The following is a 20,679-nucleotide window of genomic DNA, read 5'->3' as shown; positions in this document are numbered from 1 at the left end:
ATGGGAGAAACTCTCCCATGCCACGGTTCGTTATACCGCTCTTTTCTGCGTTTCACGCTCGTAATAGACTGTGATCCGATCAGCAAGGACGGTATTTCGTTTATCAACATCATTTTTATGAATTGCAGTAAACACAGCTTGTCTATGTCCAATGAGAATCACCTTCGCTTTTGCTCTGGAGATCGCAGTGTACAAAAGGTTCCTTCTAAGCATGATGTAATGCTCTTTCATAATTGGAATGATAACGACCGGGAACTCTGCGCCCTGACTCTTATGGATCGAAATACAGTAAGAGAGGTCGATATTCTCCATCTTGTCAACCGTGTAGACTAACTCACGGCCATCTAAGAGCTTGATATCGATCAGCTGCTCACCATCTTCATCCAGATAGATTCGCGTAATCACACCAACGTCACCGTTTGATACACCATCACAGTTTCGTGTCTGGATAATCCGATCTCCTTCACGGAACACTTTAGTGCCACATTTCAGCTCATTGACACCACTTCGCTTGGGATTAATCATTTCACGAATTGCAATATTCAGGTTATCCGCACAGACAGCACCCCGCCTCCTGAACGGAGATAGGATCTGTACATTCTCAATCCCATGTTGAGTGACTTCGTCAAAGAAGCACTTCATGACAAGATCTGCAGCGTCTTCGCTTGTCTGTACATCCTGCATCAGGAAGTCGTCACCATAAAGAAGCTTCGTGTCATTATGATTGACAGCATAAGCGTTCAAGGCTATCCGGCTATTGCTTGCCTGCCGGAAGACCGTATCCAGAACTGCCGTAGGCACAATGCCACTACGTATCATTTCACGCAGCACATTGCCAGCGCCGACTGCAGGTAACTGGTCAGGATCGCCGACAAACAAGAGCTTGACTCCAGGTTTCAGTCGTTCAAAAAGTGCGTAAGCGAGCCGCATATCGACCATGCTGCACTCATCAACGACAACAAAATCAGCCGATAAGAACTCAGGCCCATTCGTTTCAATGTCATCGTCGCTGAGAATTCCCATGGCGGAATGAAGTGTAGATGCCGGAAAGCCGGTCTGTTCACTCATTCGCCTGCTTGCCTTCCCTGTAGGGGCCGCAAGTAGGATCTCATGATCCGGGAAAACACGATGATAAATCTCCAGAATTGCCTTTAGCGTTGTTGTCTTACCCACACCAGGGCCACCAGTCATGATTGAACACGGATGCGACAAACATAGCTTAACTGCCTCTCTCTGAGATGGAGCCAGTGGATGTGGCAGATTACTTTCGGTAAGTGCAATCTGCTTCGACAGGTCAGAAACCATTGGCATCCCCTCAGATAGCAACATGGACACAATCCGCTTTGCCGTCTTCACTTCACATAAGCGTTCAAACGACAAGTAGATGCGTCCATTCTCGTTGTATATTTGTTTTGCCTTCACTTCCTGACTGACTGCGCCGGTTACATCGTACATGGGCACCACTTCCCCTTCGCACTCACGATTAAGAAGTTCATAGCACTTATCAACGAGTTCATCATGCGGAAGAAAAAGATGCCCATTGGAGCGAGCTTCTTCCAGACAGTAATGAATGGCACCGGCATATCGCAAAGGGTTTCTGAGACTGACCTTTGTTTTTCTCGCAATTTCATCCACCGTTAGAAAACCAAAGCCACGGATCCTGCATAGCTGGAACGGATCGCTTTGAACGACACGAAGACTGTTATCCTCAAAGGTCTCCTGGATCTTCGCAATCTTTTTCATGGAAACCCCGTAAGGAGCCAGATAAGCCGTTAATTCCCGGAGCTTTCTTGTTTCCGAGTAACTGGCAATGATCTTTTTCAGTTTCGTACGCGCAATGCCCTTTACCGCCAGCAGCTGCTCAGGATCGTTCTCCATCACATCCAGTGTGCTGCTGCCAAATCGTGCTACAATGGCTTTCGCTGTCTCCGGGCCAATTCCCTTGATCAGTCCGGAACTCAGATAGGCAACGATACCATTCGTATCCTGTGGCAGCATCTGCTCAAAACTTTCGACTATCAGCTGCATCCCGTACTTGGAAGGCTGCCACTTGCCCTGCAGATCGACGTCAATGGCGTCAGTTGCAGGTAAGTTATAGCCGACAGCAGTAATATGAATCTTCTTATCACGATGGTATTGCGTACTTCTGGCAGCTACCGGAACACTCTCATCTTTTGTGTTATAGGCAAACACGCAGTATCCATTTGCCGACTGAAAGATGGAGCGTTCAAATTTACACAGCATTTTTCTCACCTCCAGGCTTCTGCGAAGCTACTGTATCCTGTCTGTAGATCACAGGAATACCGAGGCGTTGTGCGTTTTCAATCTCCCCTTTCATGCCAGACGAGATACGTGTTCCGTACACCACAATGCGCTCACACATGGCCAGAAGTTTCAAATCAAATTCCAGGGCCAATGCTCGCTCCGCAGGATTCCTATCATCCAGTAAATACGGAAGATAGGCGTGAGGAGCAACAGCACGACCGCCAAATTCCTTCTCTGCCCATGCCGAGTAGGTACAAGCCTTCGCCGCATTTGCCAGCATCTCCGCACGTGTAGGTGCGGAGAGTGGAGAACAAACGTAGGTAAGCGGCATCATATGTGCCTCCCTTCAGTTTTGAGATTTCGTCAACTTAAATGTGCGCCACTCAGTCGTATCTACGAACTCATCATAGATGTCCGGATACTGTGCCTTCAGCGCAGAGAGCTTGTCCTTCGTAATGCCTTCCCTGCTCTGAGGATTGAACGTAACGCTATACGTCACGCCCTTATCGACACAGGTAGCACTGCAGGCAGGGCCCATGAGCTCAGCGATCGGTGCGTATGCCGATTTGATCTGTGCATCCAGTTTTCGAACTCTGCCCTCCAAATCAGACTTCTCAGCCTTCATCACAAGCAGCTGCTCCAGAACAGGGACAAAAGAAGTGACTAGAGATACGGCAGGTGCAGAAGTATCACCAGGTCCATAGAACCGGCGCAAAACATCAAGCACCATGTCAGGCTTCTCATTCAGAGGCGGCTCAGCACGATTACACACATATCGAGTCCAGAAGTCCTGGAGCAGCATAATGGTGTTCTCTTCCTCGTCCAGATCACGTTCGATCTTCCGCCAAACAAAGTCCTTCTCACTATTAGAGAACAGGCAGGCAATGTACGCTACATCAATGTTCATGACACTCATGTAGTGACGCACCTGCATCTCGTAATGGCGCGGTACAGCATCATTTGCCCACAGATACTGGGTATCGTAGTGAGCCGTTTTACACTCAAGAATTGCCGTCGTTCCATCAGGCATATGGATGAAACGATCCACATCCGCAAGCATGAACGGATATAAAGGATGCTGATACATGGTCTGATCTCGGTAGACACTCAGACCCGTCTTCTTAGCGAAGATCTGAGCAACCACGTCTTCCAGCAGGTGACCGATCTGGAAGGTAATGGACTTGTCCTCCCCCTCCTCGACTGCCACAACGCCGATTTTATCGTAGTACAGCTCACGCATCGTTCTATACGGCGACAGGCCCAGGGCGGCAGCAACATCGCTGCCACCGATACCTTTACGACGCCACTCCAGCCACTCATCTTCAGGCAGATTCTCGGTTTTCACAAAAACGTTAGGTTTATAATTCAAATTCAGCGCCATGACTCATTCCTCCAAAACAACAATATTTACAAGGTCATCCACACGCACGGAATCATCCACGTAGTCTCCTTCAGGTAAGGAACAGTCGGGACCAAGTGCGTATTCAATCGCGTCTTCACGGGTTGGTGCAGTCACTGTGACGTGTCCGTATACTTCCCACGTCAGCGGAATCCTGTATGTTGGCATACTGCTCACCACTTGAAGTCGCCAGGACGATCATACTCATGCCAGTTGATGCTGAGCGCACGCGCAACATACTCTTCCAGCTGAGCAATCCTACCGGCAGTGGCACCATTGCACTGGGCCAGAAAGATTACTTCCGTCATCGCCAGAAACACCTCGTAGGCAGTACACGGATCCAAGCCATTCTGCGCAGCGAACATGTCTGCCGCCTCATAGCTCAGCTTTTTCGTCACGCCAACCCGCTTCAGGGCACCCAGCATTGCAGTATAGGGATACTGGATATCGATGTGCATCAGCTTCGTCTGTTTCTCAATCGCATCCTCAAAGCGGGCATAGAGCAGTCTAAGCTGCTCATCGAAGTAATCCATATTGGCTCTGTTGCTATGTTCTGTCTTGATGGGATATCCCAGGGGCACAATCTTGTTTGCGCTGCCAACCAACAGGATTGGATACAGGTTTGCGCCACTGACACCCACATCAGAAGTCATAAACCGCAGACCAGGCCGAATCACTTTGTTTCCAAGGCCTTTTGCCAGCAGTTCACGACGATAGGTATCCAACAGCTCGTCAGACTGCCCATCTAGGCTCCAAATTGCCATTGCCAGTGTGTGGTCGAAGCTTCCGGTCATGAAATGACAACCAGGAAACTCGCTCTCCAGATAGTCCTGAACTTTCTCGAACAGCGGCAGCATTTCCAGCACGGCATAGTCATCGGGATCTCCGCCATGTACTGCAGACACCTTCTCATCTGCCACCTTAATGAGGCTGTCGCCAGAGGCCACACCCAGGCAGTAGTTCAGAATCTGCGTAAACACTTCTTTAGATACCTTGTTCAATGCATGTCCAGAGATTCTGGCTCGTTCCAGAATGGTCTTCAGGGCACAGGATCGCACGGGATACTCCTGCCCATGCACACTGAGCATGATGCTTGTGTTCTCCATCGTATCAGCCAAGATCTCGGCACGCCCGTTATGCTGATATAACTGCATATACAGGTTACCAAAAGCGCTGTCCTTTTCGATGGACTGCAACTGCAAACTTTTCGAAGGAGCTGTCAGCCATTGACTATGCTCCTTACGGTCCCTGAGAAAGTCCAAAAACTCTCCAGGCTCCTTAAAAGTGCAGCTGTAGTTGTCCGCATAAATCTTGCTTTCCGTCATTTGTGGTTAACCACCTTTCCAAAAATGTATTTTCAAATCCGTCACCGGAATTTGAACAAAAAAAGAGCACTTCGACTTGTACATAACAAATCAAAGTGCATTCTGGTGGGCTATGCCCATGATTGTCCGAAGCCTTCCGGCCATCGGCGTCACTGCTTACCAAGTTCCCATCGGGAGAATCATTCTAATAAATACATGGTTAGCTTATCATTCTTGGAGAGGTGTTTCCATGATACCGAAACCTACATCATTTTTTGTAGATGATTTATGGGTTTAGAAAACATAATCCTTACTCATAAATAGAATTACCCCTCTGGAGATGTCCCAGAGGGGTAATATGCCATTACTGAAATCTGTAGCCTCGCTCCTGCAGCGAATGTAGAAATGCAATGAAATAACTGTGATTGATGTAATCGTGTCGTTTATAACCGCTCATTTCATGAAATGAGGCGATTCGCTCCTGCTCACTGATCCAGCATTCATGTTCTCTCTTTTCAACTGCCGTTTTTCATACCTCAATAGGTACCTTTCTCTCCACAAACCAACGACCAATGATATTACCAGAGAGATTGGTCGTTCTTTCAAAATATAAATAGGTTACTTGACCTTTCACAAGAATGGTATACCGATCGCCCTGGCCACCGGCTTTTGCCGCGTAGCTGGGGCGTATATCTTTCACGCGGTCGATTTCATAACGCTGCCCATCTTCCCATACAACAGCTCGCGGAAGCATCTGACCTTCCTCTGTGAAGCTCACATCAACGGGAACATAGGCCTTATAAGCAGCTCCTGACACCATGGGCATCAACCTAAAGGTTGCTCCAAATTGCGCTTCAGGAAGTCTCCATGTGCAATGTATGGAGCATTGATTTCTATGCCCTGACGCTGCAGGATACGGAGCTTAAAATCCAGAAGTTCCGGAGGCACACACAAACAATTGGCAATCCGGAAAAAGTCGTCACCCTCTTCGAGCGCATTCATAACATCAGTATCCTCCAACAGAAACTCGGCAGCAAAGATATTAGCCTCGTATTCCATTCGATCCGTGTTATCAAAGAGTGCAAACTCATGGAATGCGCTTAAAGCGGAACTTTCATGCAGGGCAGCATGGCCCAATTCATGCACAAGAATGATTCGCTGAATGCTCTCAGACAAATCGCTATTGACCACAATGGCCTTGCATCGAGAACTCACCATGAAGAAACCTTTGCAAGATCGTGGGTTTGTGCCCATTGGACGCTTCATAACCTGAATCTTCATTGAATCACAGATCTCATACGGATCGTCGGTCTGGTATTTAATTTTCAAACGATTCGCTTCCTGTTTAATCGCAGTCGCCAGCAAATCACTCACCTCTTTCAAGACAGGATAATCCTATCGTACAGTCTAAGGGTAGCATAGAAGCTGTCCCAAAAAACGTACAACAGGGCATGCTTTTGAAAAATGTACTAATCCTTCTTGTAGTCCTTGCGAGTGAATCGTTCGCTGGCCTTGTTTTTATTGGCAAAATACGCCTCAGTAATTGCCTGGAAAAACAAATCCTTGTCCTCTTCAGGGATTTCACCACCGGCAAACATAGCCTGAGTCTCGAGCAGTAACCGGCTGATATCATCGGCACCCTTCTTACCATAGGTTGCACGAGCATTTTCAATGTACGGTGCCTCATCAAGGCCGTAGGTCTCATCTTCAATCTCATCCTTGAGCAAGTATGCCTCAGACACATTCAGCACAGAGCAGAGCTTACGCAGATTGAGACCGCGAGGCTTAGAGCCAGCAGCTTCATAACTGCTGATCGTCCGAACCGTGGTCCCTACCTGATCAGCCAAATCTTTCTGCGTCATATTCAGGGTAATGCGGCGTTCTTTGATCTTTTCACCTGTTGTTTTCATAATACATTTCCTCTTTCTACTGATTTGGACTGTCCTCGAAAAACTTCTATTGACAAACCAGTCTAGTACCTGCTATTGTTTCATCAACAGGAAGTTTGTAGAAGCTAAAAGAAGTTAAAGGAAGTTTAATCCCAGTATAAGCGGAAGAAACCTCGTTGTCAATAGGAAGTTAGTGGAAGTTAGAGGAAGTTTTCGAAAGATATTCTATGACAGGAGGAGAGAAACCATGGGAGGAAGAATTGTGCTGCATAGCGACCTCAACAATTGCTATGCCAGCATCGAAACCATGCTGCATCCGGAACTGCAGGGTAAGTACATCGCTGTCTGTGGCAGTACAGAGGATCGGCATGGAATCGTTTTAGCAAAGAACCAACTGGCTAAGAAATGTGGTGTGAAAACTGGTGATGTAATTTGGGAAGCAAAGCAGAAGTGTCCGCAGCTTACAATTGTTGAGCCACACATGGATCAGTACCTCAAGTTCTCAAAGCTGGTGAGATCAATTTATTTGCGGTACTCACCTGAGGTAGAGGCATTTGGTATCGATGAATCCTGGATCGAATTGACCGGCTCCCCTCTTCTGAGCCGTATGCGTCCGGCAGAAATCGCCAATGAAATCCGGGAGACCGTAAAGTCAGAAACAGGGCTCACGGTATCTATCGGCGTCAGTTTCAATAAGATCTTCGCCAAGCTTGGCTCTGATATGAAAAAGCCTGATGCCGTTACTGAGATCACGGAAGAATCGTTCCGCACCCAGATCTGGCCTCTCCCCGCCTCTGAGCTATTGTATGTCGGTCGAGCTACGACAGAGAAATTGCGTCGCTACGGAATTCATACAATTGGGGACCTTGCTCGGTCTGATCCTGAGTTCCTGAAGCGGCTTCTTGGAATCAACGGCGAAAAGTTATGGGTGTACGCGAATGGCTTGGATACCTCACGAGTCATGCCATGTGAGTATGAGCCACCAATCAAAAGCATTGGTCACGGAATTACCTGTACGTCCGATCTTTTGAGTCAGGAAGAGGTAAATCACGTGCTCATGGAACTGGCTCAGGAGGTTGGATATAAGCTGCGAAAGCAGAATCTTGCCGCATCTGGTGTTCGAATTTATGTAAGGGATAATTCCTTGTCACATCATGGATATCAATGTAAATTAGACTATCCAACGCAGAGTTACACCACGATTGCAAAAGCAGGCTTCGATCTGTTCCAACGCCGCCATTCCTGGAACAACGATATCCGGTCTTTGACCATCAGCGCCATCGATTTGGTCCCTAGTGATACACCCGTGCAGCTGGATCTGTGGTCTGATTACAGTAAGCACACACGCAGACTTACACTTGAAAAGACTGTAGACGATATCAGACGCCGTTTTGGTCTGAATGCTATTAATTTTGCCGCTCTGACTTCTGGGCTGAAAATGCCCGCACACAAAGAGGTGGAGTATAAGATGCCATCCGTTATGTACCATTAAGGAGGAGGTTTAAGATGAATGTTGATTACCGTCACCACACCGTTTTTGTGAATCACAAAGGTACGCTGATGATTGAGGGCTACAACGACATTTCCTCTGACGAGTGCTTTTGTATCGTAGCCAAGGGCCACCGCTATCACAAGTACGGTATCGCAGACGATAGCCTGCTTTACTGTTGTAAAAATGCCGAAGTTGGCGATGGAGATCTCGTTGTCGCTTTTGATGGCGATGTGCCGACAATCTATCTCTACCGTGAAGATAGCGAGATCGCAGCTGAAGACGAAGAACGTATTCTCCACGACCGTAAACAAATCCACGCCAAAGTCCTGGGTTCCTTTAACTTCTATCACTAACTCAGGCAGAAAGGACCAAAGATGACTAAATTCCAGAACCTGATCTCTCAGTTCGATATTACCAGCACCATTACCGACGAGGACATTGAAAAGACTGTTACTCTCTTGAACCTTTACGGGCCCACACTGCAGCGTGCTGGCCGCAGCATCGCAGAGCTGGAAGACGAATGCTTTGAGCGTCGCAGGCAGTCTGTTTCGGATTTCATTAACCTCGCCATTGACTTCGATCGCGACGCAGATCGCAAACGCATTGCAGACAGGTTGGCTGGCATGGGGCACTCCATGCAGCTGCTTGAAGTGATGGAAGAAGCTCTCCTTCTCGTAAAAGCAACTCCCACCCATGGTGCGATGTATTTCAACATCCTCCGAGCCCGGTATTTCGATGCCTATTGTAAAACGAATGAAGATGCCTTCCTCTCTCTTGGCATTTCCTCTTCTACCTATTACCGCCATATCAAGGCTGCCATCCGCACTTATGCTGCTAACCTGTGGTGCGTAGTGATCCCTGATCTCATCATTGCGGAACATAATTGGGATACTGCTGACAGTCTTGATGAGAGTCCGATGAGAGTCTCTTGAGAGGCAAAATGATAGCCTGATGAGATGGAAAACGATAGAGAATTGATGGATAGATAGGAGTCATACGAAATTGTAACGAACAGGCCAGCCCCGTATAATAGGTTATGCTGGAGCAGGTATTGCCTCTCAGACCATATCGGTCTGAGGGGCTTTTTTCATACCTATCCCGGCCAATAACGGGAGCAATTAAGCCGAGCATCTGCTGAAAAAGCAGGTGCCCGGCTTTTTTGTTGCCCGAATTCGGGAGCAAACCTATGCGGCAACTGTATTTGAGGGCAAGAGCCCCCCCTTCCAGGTCATTTCGAACCGCTAAACGACTTTGAACGACTTGGAGGAATATGACGTGAAAACCATCAAAATTAAAGACTACTATGGCATCTATCAGGAAATCCCCGTATCTGACGAGCTCTATGAAGAGTTCCGCAACTTCCATCGTGAGGAAGACCGACAGAACAAGTACAAGAACTACCACGGCTGCTATGTCCCATTTGACGACGTAGAGAATGACTGGTCCACCCCTGGGTTCGATCCTCTCACAGAAGAGATCATTCGGCAGGAAGAAATCCGACGCCTCTACCGTGCAATTGCTGAACTCACTCCCCTGCAGCGCAAACGAATCTACATGCTCATGGACGATATGAATTACACAGAAATCGCACACGAGGAAGGCATCAGCATTCCTTCCGTGCGCCAGTCCGTAGAATTGGCGCTGAAGAAGCTGCGCCGTCTGCTCAACGAGTAACTTTCACCACGCAGCCCAGGGCATGAGTATATCCCTTTGCTTATGTCCTGGGCAACTAGAGAAAAATTGTTGTCGTTCGCCTACGTTGTACGTAATACCTGATAGATAAAGAAAAGGAGGACCTTTGTCATATGATTATTTCTGTCGATCACGGCAACCGCAGCATTAAGACCCCAACTTCCCTGTTCACATCCGGCGTCATTGTTTCTGACAACAAGTTTGGAATCAAGAGCGATTACGTTTTCTGGGAGGGCAAGTACTACACTCTCACGGAAAAGCGCATCTCGTACATGAGGGACAAGACTGAAGATGACCGTTTTTATGTACTGACCCTCTTCGCAATCGCCTATGAGTTGGAGCGTAGAGGTGTTCCGGAAAGTCTGGATCCCATCGACATCACCCTCTTGGTAGGTCTCCCCCCTGCACACTACGGACAGCTCCATCGCCGGTTCGAGGACTACTTCTTCCGGAAGCGGGAGATTGTAGACTTTGAATTCAATGACCGCTGCTTCTCTATCCGCGTCAACAAGGTGGTCAGCTATGCCCAGGCACTGGCTGCAGCTGTGACTCGTTACGGTGATCTGAAGAACCATGCCGTATCCTACATCATCGACATTGGCGGATTTACCGTTGACGTCCTTAAGCTACGTCGTGGTAAGCCGGATTTGGAGGTTATGGAGAGCTTCGAACAGGGCATCATTACTCTCTATAACAAAATTACGAGTCAGTGCAACTCCCAGTACGATCGTCTGCTTGAGGATAGCGACATCGATGAGGTAATCCGGGGTGAGCCTACCATCCTTCCCGGTGAGATTCAGCTGCTGATCCGTACGCATGCCCAACAGTTCCTGAATGAGTTCTACAATTTCCTTCGTGAGCGTGGCATCGACGTGAAGAGCAGCAAGTGTGTCTTCGCCGGTGGTGGTTCCATGCTGCTGAGAAACATGATTGAACGTAGCGGTAAGGTTGGGTTCCCCATCTTCATTGATAACATCTACGCCAATGCGCAGGGCTATGAGCTCCTCTACAAGAGTGAGGTGACCGCCAATGCCAACCGGTAAGCCAAGAATCGTTCTGCAGTTCAATGAGTTTGATTTCCGGCATCGAAAAGTACTGGACATTCTTCGGGCAAGACCTCGGAACATGACCGATCTGGTTGTCAATGCCATTTTGCATTTCGTCAGCTGCCCGGATGCCGAACAGGAATTCAATAAAGCTGCCATTCGAGAAGTTGTAGTTGAAGTCATTAATGAAATGCAGGCCAATGGCACCTTCGTCCTGAACAGCTCAAAACCAGACAGCTCACAGCTATCTGATGAGGACGCCAGTGATCTGGGTGATTTCATGTCCGCATTCCGGAAATGAGGTGAGCAGTAATGGCGCAGAAGAAATTTGCGTATGGACGCGTTTCCTCTACTGACCAGAACGAGGACCGGCAGGTACTTGAGTTTCTGGAATATGGCATCAACGAGCGCGATATCTTTATCGATAAGCAAAGTGGTAGAACCTTCAACCGCACCAATTACATGATCCTACGTGACAACATTCTTCGTGAAGGTGATGTGTTGGTTGTCAAGTCCATTGATCGCTTCGGGCGCAACTATTCCGCTATTCGTACCGAATGGGAGTATATTACCAAGACGATAGGCGCTGATATCATTGTCCTCGATACACCTATTCTTGATACGACTCAGTTCAAGGACCTGCTGGGCAGCGTCATAACCGACATCGTTCTGGCCGTGCTCTCCTTCGGTGCCCAGCTTGAGGTCGATACGAAGTCCCAAGCACAGCGGGAAGGAATCGCCGCAGCACATATGCGAGGCGTCAAATTCGGACGCCCGAAGAAGCTTCCGAAGGACTGGGATCTATGGTACGCCAAGTGGCTGGCAAACGAAATCACGGCAAACCAGTGTTGCCGAGAAATGGGTATCAGCCGATCCACCTTCTATCGTCTCGTCAATCAAGCAAAGGAGGACACTCATGAGTAAACCAAGGATTGCTTGTTATTGTAGAGTCGCAACTGCAGACCAGCTTGCCGACTCTGTCACATTCGAAGATCTCAGTGTACACTTCTTCACCGGCAGGTCTATCCTTCTCTCCGGTTCCGGAAGGGATAAGAAGTACTCCTATCGTAGTGGTGTCATGACCGATGTTGGCGATTTTGAACTCAGCCGTTGGCGTGAGCTTGTTCATGGCCTGATTGAAAAGGCTCATGAACAGACGCTGCATGAGCAACTTCTGAAGTGGGTTAAGGACTGTTGCCCATTCCAGCACACCAGAGAGGAGATTGAAACCTACGCGCTTGAGCTCCATGCATCCCGGATCTTCGATAATCCCAAGTGGGCGGCTTATGATGAGTTCAACCGGCGCTACCGTATATGAAAATTTTCATAAATGGATTTCTGAGCTGCACCGTGCTATCATAAAGCTATCGGAGGTGGCTCCCTTGATCTACTGCATGTCTGACATCCACGGTGAATATGATCGGTTCCAGAAGATGTTGGAATTAATAAAGTTTTCTGATTCCGATACACTTTATATTATCGGCGACGTGATCGATCGCAAGCCCGGAGGCATTGATATCCTCAAACAAATCATGGCATCGAACAATATGGTCCTATTGTTAGGAAATCATGAGCAAATGTGCCTCGACACACTGGGTCCAAATAACGTATACGGCAGTCGAGCGTTGTGGCTTCAAAATGGAGGCAGCGACACCTACCGCGAGTTGATGTACATGATGACTCCTACAGAACGTCATCGCATTATCATGTTTCTAGCCAGCTTACCTGACCACTTGGATATCGAGGTGGGCGGCAAGAAATTCCACTTGGTACATGACTCCCCTTCTGATGATCCAAACATTAGAATCTGGGATCGCCCTTCGCCTTCAGCTCCTCCACCCTTCCCTGATCGCACAGTGATTGTAGGTCACACACCAACCTGCTATATGAACAAGGACGAAAGAAATCCTTTTGCAATCTGGCACGGAAATGGAATCATCGACATCGACTGCGGTTGCGGGAACGAAACCCTTCTCAGGCATCTCGGCTGCTTAAGGTTAGACGACATGGAAGAGTTTTACACTTGATGCTTGAATGAAATGAGGTTCGGGCAACAATATTGCCCGAACCAATTCATATCACTATGAATTCGTCCAGCACATTGACTCAATGATTACAGCAATAGATAATGAAGTTACCGCATAGGCCAAACGCCTATGTGGTAATTCTTTTATAACATGCTTTTCATTCGCAGGCCGGAAAATGGTACACCTGTTCGGTTACTATAAAATCAGGATTGATTTGTTGTCGGTTCTGTTACTGGATCGTAGAACTGATTAAAAGACAATCTAAGGAGCGTGAGCTTATGGATAAAGAACAAGCGAAGAAGGAATTCATGGCAATGCTGGATGAGGCGAAGGAAGGCACTGGCCGCCCTTCTGAAGAGGTATTTGCTGAGCTGGAAGAGAAATTCTCCGCTAAGAACGTCTTTTACATTACTGGTGACACACATGGAGAATTCGAACGGATCAAAAATTTCTGCCAGCAACATGAAGTCGAGCCAGAGAATACATTCATCATTCTTGGCGATGTGGGCTTGAACTATTTCGGTGGAGGTACCGATCGCAAAGGTAAGAAAAAGCTTTCAAAGATTCCAGTCACCTTCTTCTGCATCCACGGTAACCATGAGCTTCGACCATCTAAGGCGTTGGGCTATGAAATACAAGAGTATCGTGGCGGCAAAGTATGGGTAGAACCAGCATATCCTAACATTCTGTTTGCAATTGACGGCGAGATCTACGACTTTATGGGTTACTCCTGTCTCGTCATTGGTGGTGCATATAGCGTTGATAAATATTACCGCCTCGCTCGTGGTTATCGTTGGTTTCCAGATGAGCAGCCGTCCGAAGAAATCAAACGTAAAGTTGAATCTGTGCTGGCAGCACGTGATTGGAAAGTCGATGTAGTATTTGCCCACACCTGTCCTCTTCGCTACGAGCCTGTGGAAGTCTTCCTCCCCATGATCGACCAGAGCACTGTAGATAAGAGTACAGAGATATGGCTCGAGGAAATTGAGCAGAAGCTTACTTATGAGCGGTGGTACTGTGGCCACTACCATCTTGCAAAGAAGATCGATAAGATTCAATTCATGTTTGAGGACTATGACATCTTACCTCAAACGCTTAATATGCAAGAAGAGGCTGAGTTGATCCGTCGCATGGAGCGACAAGCCGAAATCGTTCAGGCCCTGGGGCTTTTGGACGATATTGAAGGAGAAATATAATGAGCACTACTTACAAATTTTTCGCAGAAGCATTCTATGCCGGTAAATGGTATAACATCGATTATCTCACTCAGGGTACTGATGGGGGGCTTAACCATCAGTATCTCGCCAACATTTCCCGCTCTTTCCTTGGTCTTCTGGAACCGCTGATTCCAAGCGGACATTGCCTGAACTTTGAAGAACTGGCCGAATCATCTCAGACATTGCTACTGGAGGAAACAAAAGAAGAACAAGAGGACTATGTCCGCCTTGGCAAATACTTCGTTCTGGGCGATCTAAAGACTCTGGAGACGACTTTGAATTCCCCATACATGTATGAGGGATATGTCACCCGAAACGACGCAGCGCTAATTGAAAACGGTAATGACGAAGATCCCAGCGAAGTCCTGACAGCACATGAATTACTGGGCCTCCCTGAAGAAGCCAGACGTGAATACGTTCTGCTCAAATGGGACTTTCCCTACGACACACGTAACCAGCTGCGCCGCATGGTAGAGAAAGTGCATGACCAACTTGAGGCTTTCAATCACTCCATCCCCTATCGTAAGGATATACCGGTCAGAGATCTTCAGGCATATAAGACACGCATTCTCTATTATATCTTCTGAGACTAGGAGGTTCCCCATGACCCTCTCCTATAATAAGATGTGGAAGCTCATGATAGACCGAAAGATGACCTGTTCTGAATTGCGACAGGCATCCAAGGTTGCACCTAATACCATGACACGTATCCGGCGCGACGAGGAAGTGAGCTTGTCCATTCTGTACCGGATCTGTTGTGTACTCCAAGCTGACATCGGAGATATCATGGAATTCCTCCCTGATTCTACTGATGAATAATAACTTTCACTTTCGTTGTCCGTAAAATGGGACACCCCCTTCGATATCATTAAGGTATCAAGTGAAGGAGGTGCCCCATTTATGTTTGGCGGACTTTTTGATTTTAATCACGACGGTGAGACTGATGCCTTTGAGCACGCGGTAGGTGTAAGCATTGTTCTGAGCCTCGGCGAGGAGGCCGAGACCGATAGAGATGACGAGGATACCGACGACGAGATTGCCCTGGAAGCTCTGGAGGAGGAATTAGACAGTTTGGAAGACGAACTGTCTGATCTGGAGGACAAGCTTTCAGACCTTGAAGATAAAGAGCCGGAAGACTGCACCTCAGTTGCATATGCCCGGTGGGAACGCCGAAAAGAACGCTTAGAGGGCATGATTGCTGAGCTTGAGTCCCAGATCTCTGACGTAGAAGATAAAATGGAGGACCTGTAATATGCGTGTATTGCTGAGAGATCAGAGCGACAACACCTATATCGTTCTGGAAGCTGAAAGCCTGTATTATGACGAACAGGCGCAGGAGCTGTATGTTGCTTCTGAAAACTATGATTACACTGTACATCGCATCGTGAAGGCGAATGCCGACTCTCTCATGCGTGAGTTATTTGAAACAGGAAAGGTAGATCTCACCCAGTTTGAAGCATCTGCAGATAAGTAATCCAATTTGACTTTCAGCCGATTTAACGATACAATCTTTCCTCGGTGATTAGAATGGAAGATAAAGATATCATGATTGATACGACTGAGCACGGGGAGGACAATGAGCCTCTTCTGGGTCAAATTACATTTGATGAATTGATTGCAGAACTGCGCCTCAACTGATGCTTTAGGAGGCTTGTATGCAGAGCACTTCCCTTACAATTGAATGGCATAACTGGGTTCTATGCAGCAGCGATGACATGGTGCTGGAGAGAACAACCATTTCCAGAGCAGCGAGTACGATTCATGTTAAGCAATTTAATGGCCGCCATGATCTGATCCACGATGAACTTGTTAGAGTCAATGCCGACGAGATCTATGACCTGTTTGTTCTAATCGATCAGGTAATGATGGATACCGAGGCCTGGATCCCTGATTACAGTGTTGATGTCTGCGATGGCTTCATGTGGAATATTAACGTGCGTCAAGGCAGATCCACGCCGATTAGAATTCACGGCACCCTGGAGCCCTCCTTTTGGCCCTGATATTGAAAAGCGCATTCGGAAAATGCTGCAACACGCAGGCGCTACAATTGATCCTGAGCTGTTCTGTGCCTGCAGGTAAGGAGTTATCTATGCTTGTTGCTATCTTCTGTATTGTCAGTGTTGCGATGATTATCTCCATAACCATCGGCATTCAGATGATCTTTTCGTGTATCCCATACTTGCCTCATGACTTTCAGCTGGTAAAGGGACGGCTGCTGAAAGGAACGGCACTGTTCCTAACTCCTTGCATCCTCATCATGTGGGTGATGTACTCCGTATTCTGAATGTTACAATTTCATTATTTTAACTACAGGTTGAATGACAAACTCAGTTCCATGTGTTATAGTACATTCAGAAACCAAGATAAACTACTCTACAGAAAGGACATATGACCATGAAGAACATCTCTTCCGCTATCTTCTATATGAGCGAGTGGCAGGCTATCTTCCAGCAGGAATATAGCTATAGCGAAGCACGCCCATTTCAAGATAAGCAGAAGAACATGATTGGATTGGTCTCCTAACGGTCCGGGATTCTAGGACTGTTCCAGGACTCTCCTATCTGAATGATTGAAGCCGCTTGTCTTGAAGTTCGAGACAAGCGGCTTTTTCGTGCCTACCGGCAAATATTCAGATTAGATAGGAGGTGTTCACGAGATGGACTTTCCAACGATTAACCTTGCACTGACAGGTGCCAATATCATGAACTTACGCAAGGCAGCCGGTCTTTCTGTTCATGATCTCCAAATGGCGTTTGGCTTTAACTCCCCACAAGCCATTTACAAGTGGCAAAACGGAACCGCACTGCCGACCGTTGATAATCTGCTTGTTCTTGCAGCTCTGCTGCATGTTCGTATAGATGATATCCTCATCACAGACATTTCCGTCGCATAACTTTGCAGGGATCACTTCCCTGCTCTATGGTCCGCTCGTCTAAAAGGTTAGGACACAACCCTTTCACGGTTGCGATGACCGGTTCGAGTCCGGTGCGGATCTCCATACGGTGCCTTCGTCTAATTGGTCAGGACGCAAGCCTCTCAAGCTTGTAATGCCGGGTTCAAGTCCCGCAGGCATCACCACATAGGGGCATAGCTCAACTGGTAGAGCAGCGGTCTCCAAAACCGCGTGCTGGGTGTTCAAGTCACTCTGCCCCTGCCAATATTGGGGTGTAGCCAAGTGGTAAGGCAGCGGACTCTGACTCCGCCATTCGTTGGTTCGAATCCAGCCACCCCAGCCAAAATACGGAGAGTGAACCCGGAAGGTCCGGGGACCGCCCGCTAAGCGGATCGCACTTCACGGTGTCAGATTCGAATTCTGCGCTCTCCGCCATATGGGTCAGTCGCCTAGCGGCAATGGCAGCGCACTGTAAATGCGCCGGTTAATCATGCGTTGGTTCGAGTCCAACCTGGCCCACCAGATAAGACGTGAGGTAGGAATCTACTTCACGTCTATTTTCATAAACGAGTAGACCACAGGCACATTACATGCCTGTGGTCAGGCTCGGTGTTTCAAGCCACCGCTATTCGCGTGAGGCTAAACGCTATTATAAAGTTGTTGAACAAGGGAGGTCTCTGCCTCTCTTCTTGTCCCTCTATATATAATTTCGTTTTAGAAGCCCAAAATCGGACACCAAAAATCAAATATTTTCAAAAAATTTATCTTGAATTATAAAAAGGGGCATAGTTCGCGGAACTTTCCACGTTCTATGTCCCTTGTGCTTATTCAGAAGTGTGTACCTCACGCTTCACTTTGTTTCGGTCATACGCCTTTCCATTTGGTACAGTGCGCGTGACCGGCGAGATGCCATTCCAACTCCCCCGCTGCTTATCGTGATATTCCTTTTGCTTTTTCTTACTCTGTTTATTCAGAGGGATAAGCTGTTTCATTCGTATTTACACCTCCATGGGCATCGCCGATTACTCGGACATTTTCCTGTAGTCTTCCATGTACTCGTCCAGGATACAATCCAAAAAGATAAGCAATTCGTTCTTCTCGTTAGGCACTTCACCGTCCATTACCGCATTAAGCGTCCTCTGGAGCGCTTCACCTACCTGTTTGCCGCGTAGTCCTTTTGCCAGCACGTCATTACCGTTGATGGCAAGGTTCTTCACAGAGAAGCAAGCCTGCTCATCGAGTACCTTCTGCATCATTGCCTTTACCTCATCGAACTCAACATATCTATACGCACAGTCTGGGTGCTGACCAGCGGTATCTGCCCGGTGGATATTTACAATCTGAAGCGCAGCCTCTGAACCAAGTCGGTTCATCAGTCGTTTGACGCCACGCTCATCAGACGGCAGCGGTGTATCGTGATTTTTAACCAACAAAGTGATCCGCTCCCGTGTAGCGTTATCAAAACGAAGCCGTTGAAGCAACTCATCTGCTATAACGGTGCTTTTGCTGGCGTGTCCAAAGAAGTGCCCAATACCTTGCTCATCCAGCGAGAAGCAGTGAGGCTTACCGACATCGTGCAGCAGCGCAGTCCATCTCATCACCGGTTCAGCCGGTGCGTTGGTAACAACTTTGACGGTATGATACCAAACATCACTGTTATGGTGTGGATTTTGCTGCTCAAAGCCAAACATCGGTTCAAGCTCGGGCATGACAACAGCAAGGATGTCTGAGTATTTCACAAGTACTTCCTGAATACCCTCACCACAAAGCATCTTCGTCAATTCAACCTGGATGCGTTCAGCTGCAATCTCCTTCAGAAGAGCTTTATTCTTATGCGCTGCTTCTGCAGTTGCGGACTCAATCTCCAAGCCAAGGACAGATGCAAAACGCAAAGCTCGGAGTATACGAAGGGCATCTTCCTGGAAGCGCCGATCAGGATCTCCTACGCAACGTAAGATCTTAGCTTCGATATCCTTCACGCCACCGACCAGATCAACGACACCTGCAGATGGATTATAGGCTAGAGCGTTCATGGTGAAGTCTCTGCGCTCGACATCCTCCCGGAGGCTCCTGGTAAAGCTAACGGAGTCCGGACGCCGGTGGTCAGAATAGCTACCATCAACTCTGTAAGTGGTGATCTCCAAAGGCTCTCCATCAATCACAACAGTGACGGTGCCGTGCTTCAGGCCGGTTTCGATCAGACGGTATCCGGCAAACACTCGCTCAACTTCTTCCGGAAGCGCACTGGTTGTAATATCCCAGTCCTTCCCCTGCCGGTTCTCTCTGACATAGTCACGGACAGCACCACCAACAAGGTAAGCCTCATAACCAGCTGCAGCGAGCAGATCCAAAGCGGTATTCACTTGTGGTGGCACATACATCATATCATCACAACTCCAATACTGAGAGGAACAATTCGTTCAGTTCCTCCCACTCATGCGTCTGCTCCTTAGGCAGGCGCTCGATCATTTCTTTCACTTCGATGATACTGCGATCCAGATATTCGTTGAGCACATCAATACGCAGAATCGTCTTCACTTCCGGTGCATTCATTTTCAGATCCAAGAGCTCATAAACGGTCTCTTTCAGGCCTTCATCTAACTGGCTCTCCATGAGTTCAGAAAACAGCATCGGGGGTGGGGTTCCCTTCTCAAGGATCCAGCGGCAAGCCAAAATAGGTCGAAGTACATAGAAATACTTTTTGGCTTTGACCCTGTCACCACGCAGAAACTCGCGGAAGTTGCCTTCAGCCATATGAAGGTAATGCCACAGGCCACTCTTGGAAGAAAAATACTTCCTCATAATATGCTTGAACTTCTCAGCGAACTCGCTGGTCTGATAGATGATTGGAGATGAGAACCACTCAAACACAGTAGGGTTAGATTTGTGGAGTAGTTTCAAAGCCTTATCTACATCCCAACCGTTGATGTCCAACTCATCGTTGATGGGCACTTCAATTACGTCACGTACCCGATCCAGCCGCAAATAGGACTCCTTAGGTCGCACGTAAATGAAGCGTACATCGTAGTCGCTATCCGGAGAAGCAAAGCCCCAGGCTCTACTTCCGGACTCAACAGCGAGCAGGATTCGGCAACCTTCGCGCTGTTCAATTTCTTTCAGTTTTTCACGGATCAATGCCTCCATCGCCCGGTTCACCTTCCTCCTTTGGGTCAATCCCTGCGTTACGAAATACCGCAGTAGTTAGCGCATCAAGCATATATTCATCCCCATCTTCGACGATCGTGCCTAACACGGCGTGTTCTGCCTCACCAGAAAGCCAGGAAGAATCAAACGGGTTTTCATCGAGCACCTCAAACTGCTCCTCACTTTCGTTTGGAAGTCGAGCTGCATATAACCCGGCATTCATTCCGGCCAGATATACCTGATCCAAGAATCCTTCCATTGCGGTTCTATCCATACGCAGGATTGCTTCATAGTTATCCATGATGCTCCTC

Annotated in this window: 28 protein-coding genes and 5 tRNA genes; 22 read left to right on the top strand and 11 right to left on the bottom strand. The window is 47.9% G+C overall.

Going from position 1 to position 20,679, the window contains the following annotated elements:
* Positions 1 to 30: 30 nt before the first annotated feature.
* The 7 genes from recD2 to I6E42_RS03890 all read right to left on the bottom strand — a co-directional run bounded on the left by recD2 (position 31) and on the right by I6E42_RS03890 (position 6,878).
* Positions 31 to 2,244, bottom strand: coding sequence for an SF1B family DNA helicase RecD2 (recD2, locus tag I6E42_RS03920; protein WP_235370620.1), 2,214 nt, complete (start codon positions 2,242 to 2,244; stop codon positions 31 to 33).
* A complete protein-coding gene (locus tag I6E42_RS03915) occupies positions 2,234 to 2,599 on the bottom strand; it encodes a DUF7768 domain-containing protein (RefSeq protein WP_235370619.1) in 366 nt (121 codons plus the stop codon). Before I6E42_RS03915 ends, recD2 begins: the two co-directional genes overlap by 11 nt.
* Positions 2,600 to 2,611: 12 nt before the next feature.
* Positions 2,612 to 3,646, bottom strand: coding sequence for a YqaJ viral recombinase family nuclease (locus tag I6E42_RS03910; protein ID WP_235370618.1), 1,035 nt, complete (start codon positions 3,644 to 3,646; stop codon positions 2,612 to 2,614).
* A gap of 191 nt (positions 3,647 to 3,837) precedes the next feature.
* Complete coding sequence (locus I6E42_RS03905) at positions 3,838 to 4,989, bottom strand: transposase (protein ID WP_235370617.1); 1,152 nt, start codon at positions 4,987 to 4,989, stop codon at positions 3,838 to 3,840.
* Between the two features lie 508 nt (positions 4,990 to 5,497).
* Positions 5,498 to 5,794 (bottom strand): hypothetical protein, encoded by a 297-nt coding sequence (locus tag I6E42_RS03900; protein ID WP_235370666.1) that lies wholly within the window; start codon positions 5,792 to 5,794, stop codon positions 5,498 to 5,500.
* Positions 5,794 to 6,342: an ImmA/IrrE family metallo-endopeptidase gene (locus I6E42_RS03895; RefSeq protein ID WP_235370665.1), complete on the bottom strand. Its 549-nt coding sequence runs from the start codon at positions 6,340 to 6,342 to the stop codon at positions 5,794 to 5,796. The genes I6E42_RS03900 and I6E42_RS03895 overlap by 1 nt, the downstream gene beginning before the upstream one ends.
* Positions 6,343 to 6,437: 95 nt before the next feature.
* Positions 6,438 to 6,878, bottom strand: a complete 441-nt coding sequence (locus tag I6E42_RS03890) for a helix-turn-helix domain-containing protein (RefSeq protein ID WP_235370616.1) — start codon at positions 6,876 to 6,878, stop codon at positions 6,438 to 6,440.
* 226 nt (positions 6,879 to 7,104) lie between these two features.
* On the opposite strand from I6E42_RS03890, the gene I6E42_RS03885 reads away from it, so the two are divergent.
* From I6E42_RS03885 to I6E42_RS03785, 22 genes are all read left to right on the top strand, one after another.
* Positions 7,105 to 8,349: a DNA polymerase Y family protein gene (locus tag I6E42_RS03885; protein WP_235370615.1), complete on the top strand. Its 1,245-nt coding sequence runs from the start codon at positions 7,105 to 7,107 to the stop codon at positions 8,347 to 8,349.
* Positions 8,350 to 8,363: 14 nt separating this feature from the next.
* Positions 8,364 to 8,702, top strand: a complete 339-nt coding sequence (locus I6E42_RS03880) for a LexA family transcriptional regulator (RefSeq protein ID WP_235370614.1) — start codon at positions 8,364 to 8,366, stop codon at positions 8,700 to 8,702.
* A gap of 21 nt (positions 8,703 to 8,723) precedes the next feature.
* Positions 8,724 to 9,281 carry a hypothetical protein gene (locus I6E42_RS03875; RefSeq protein WP_235370613.1) on the top strand — a complete coding sequence of 186 codons (558 nt, stop codon included), beginning with the start codon at positions 8,724 to 8,726 and terminating at the stop codon, positions 9,279 to 9,281.
* Between the two features lie 343 nt (positions 9,282 to 9,624).
* On the top strand, positions 9,625 to 10,023 hold the full coding sequence (locus I6E42_RS03870; protein WP_235370612.1) for a sigma factor-like helix-turn-helix DNA-binding protein: 399 nt from the start codon (positions 9,625 to 9,627) through the stop codon (positions 10,021 to 10,023).
* A gap of 131 nt (positions 10,024 to 10,154) precedes the next feature.
* The gene (locus I6E42_RS03865; RefSeq protein ID WP_235370611.1) at positions 10,155 to 11,084 is read left to right on the top strand and encodes a ParM/StbA family protein; all 930 of its coding nucleotides are present in this window, start codon (positions 10,155 to 10,157) and stop codon (positions 11,082 to 11,084) included.
* Positions 11,071 to 11,388, top strand: a complete 318-nt coding sequence (locus I6E42_RS03860) for a hypothetical protein (protein WP_235370610.1) — start codon at positions 11,071 to 11,073, stop codon at positions 11,386 to 11,388. The genes I6E42_RS03865 and I6E42_RS03860 overlap by 14 nt, the downstream gene beginning before the upstream one ends.
* Before the next feature lie 11 nt (positions 11,389 to 11,399).
* On the top strand, positions 11,400 to 12,011 hold the full coding sequence (locus I6E42_RS03855) for a recombinase family protein (protein ID WP_235370609.1): 612 nt from the start codon (positions 11,400 to 11,402) through the stop codon (positions 12,009 to 12,011).
* Positions 12,004 to 12,405, top strand: a complete 402-nt coding sequence (locus I6E42_RS03850; RefSeq protein WP_235370608.1) for a hypothetical protein — start codon at positions 12,004 to 12,006, stop codon at positions 12,403 to 12,405. Before I6E42_RS03855 ends, I6E42_RS03850 begins: the two co-directional genes overlap by 8 nt.
* The gene (locus I6E42_RS03845; protein ID WP_235370607.1) at positions 12,374 to 13,114 is read left to right on the top strand and encodes a metallophosphoesterase; all 741 of its coding nucleotides are present in this window, start codon (positions 12,374 to 12,376) and stop codon (positions 13,112 to 13,114) included. Before I6E42_RS03850 ends, I6E42_RS03845 begins: the two co-directional genes overlap by 32 nt.
* Before the next feature lie 278 nt (positions 13,115 to 13,392).
* Positions 13,393 to 14,310, top strand: coding sequence for a metallophosphoesterase (locus I6E42_RS03840; protein ID WP_328284077.1), 918 nt, complete (start codon positions 13,393 to 13,395; stop codon positions 14,308 to 14,310).
* On the top strand, positions 14,310 to 14,918 hold the full coding sequence (locus I6E42_RS03835) for a hypothetical protein (protein ID WP_235370606.1): 609 nt from the start codon (positions 14,310 to 14,312) through the stop codon (positions 14,916 to 14,918). The genes I6E42_RS03840 and I6E42_RS03835 overlap by 1 nt, the downstream gene beginning before the upstream one ends.
* Complete coding sequence (locus I6E42_RS12800; RefSeq protein ID WP_328284076.1) at positions 14,815 to 15,150, top strand: helix-turn-helix domain-containing protein; 336 nt, start codon at positions 14,815 to 14,817, stop codon at positions 15,148 to 15,150. Before I6E42_RS03835 ends, I6E42_RS12800 begins: the two co-directional genes overlap by 104 nt.
* Positions 15,151 to 15,231: 81 nt before the next feature.
* Positions 15,232 to 15,582, top strand: coding sequence for a hypothetical protein (locus I6E42_RS03825; protein ID WP_235370605.1), 351 nt, complete (start codon positions 15,232 to 15,234; stop codon positions 15,580 to 15,582).
* Between the two features lies 1 nt (position 15,583).
* On the top strand, positions 15,584 to 15,805 hold the full coding sequence (locus I6E42_RS03820; protein ID WP_235370604.1) for a hypothetical protein: 222 nt from the start codon (positions 15,584 to 15,586) through the stop codon (positions 15,803 to 15,805).
* A gap of 181 nt (positions 15,806 to 15,986) precedes the next feature.
* Entirely contained in the window at positions 15,987 to 16,331 is a 345-nt protein-coding gene (locus I6E42_RS03815) for a hypothetical protein (protein WP_235370603.1), read from the top strand.
* Between the two features lie 388 nt (positions 16,332 to 16,719).
* Positions 16,720 to 16,854: a hypothetical protein gene (locus tag I6E42_RS12695; protein ID WP_268841870.1), complete on the top strand. Its 135-nt coding sequence runs from the start codon at positions 16,720 to 16,722 to the stop codon at positions 16,852 to 16,854.
* Between the two features lie 133 nt (positions 16,855 to 16,987).
* Complete coding sequence (locus I6E42_RS03810; protein ID WP_235370602.1) at positions 16,988 to 17,224, top strand: helix-turn-helix domain-containing protein; 237 nt, start codon at positions 16,988 to 16,990, stop codon at positions 17,222 to 17,224.
* Positions 17,225 to 17,252: 28 nt separating this feature from the next.
* A tRNA-Glu gene (locus I6E42_RS03805) sits at positions 17,253 to 17,329 on the top strand.
* A 3-nt stretch (positions 17,330 to 17,332) separates the two neighbouring features.
* Positions 17,333 to 17,409: transfer RNA gene (locus I6E42_RS03800), tRNA-Glu, on the top strand.
* Positions 17,410 to 17,412: 3 nt separating this feature from the next.
* Positions 17,413 to 17,488, top strand: a tRNA-Trp gene (locus I6E42_RS03795).
* Positions 17,489 to 17,492: 4 nt separating this feature from the next.
* A tRNA-Gln gene (locus I6E42_RS03790) sits at positions 17,493 to 17,567 on the top strand.
* A gap of 95 nt (positions 17,568 to 17,662) precedes the next feature.
* Positions 17,663 to 17,746: transfer RNA gene (locus I6E42_RS03785), tRNA-Tyr, on the top strand.
* A 302-nt stretch (positions 17,747 to 18,048) separates the two neighbouring features.
* Here the strand turns inward: I6E42_RS03785 and I6E42_RS03780 are convergent.
* The 4 genes from I6E42_RS03780 to I6E42_RS03765 are packed head-to-tail and all read right to left on the bottom strand — an operon-like array spanning position 18,049 to position 20,669.
* On the bottom strand, positions 18,049 to 18,216 hold the full coding sequence (locus tag I6E42_RS03780) for a hypothetical protein (RefSeq protein WP_235370601.1): 168 nt from the start codon (positions 18,214 to 18,216) through the stop codon (positions 18,049 to 18,051).
* A 30-nt stretch (positions 18,217 to 18,246) separates the two neighbouring features.
* Positions 18,247 to 19,608, bottom strand: coding sequence for a CCA tRNA nucleotidyltransferase (locus I6E42_RS03775; protein WP_235370600.1), 1,362 nt, complete (start codon positions 19,606 to 19,608; stop codon positions 18,247 to 18,249).
* Between the two features lie 4 nt (positions 19,609 to 19,612).
* Positions 19,613 to 20,368, bottom strand: a complete 756-nt coding sequence (locus tag I6E42_RS03770; protein ID WP_235370599.1) for a nucleotidyltransferase domain-containing protein — start codon at positions 20,366 to 20,368, stop codon at positions 19,613 to 19,615.
* Entirely contained in the window at positions 20,349 to 20,669 is a 321-nt protein-coding gene (locus I6E42_RS03765) for a hypothetical protein (RefSeq protein ID WP_235370598.1), read from the bottom strand. The genes I6E42_RS03770 and I6E42_RS03765 overlap by 20 nt, the downstream gene beginning before the upstream one ends.
* Between the last annotated feature and the right edge of the window lie 10 nt (positions 20,670 to 20,679).

Origin of the sequence: Pseudoflavonifractor phocaeensis, assembly GCF_021531815.1 — a bacterium.
Classification (GTDB): Bacteria; Bacillota; Clostridia; order Oscillospirales; family Oscillospiraceae; genus Lawsonibacter; species Lawsonibacter phocaeensis_A.
This window is presented reverse-complemented; position numbering and strand designations above follow the sequence as displayed.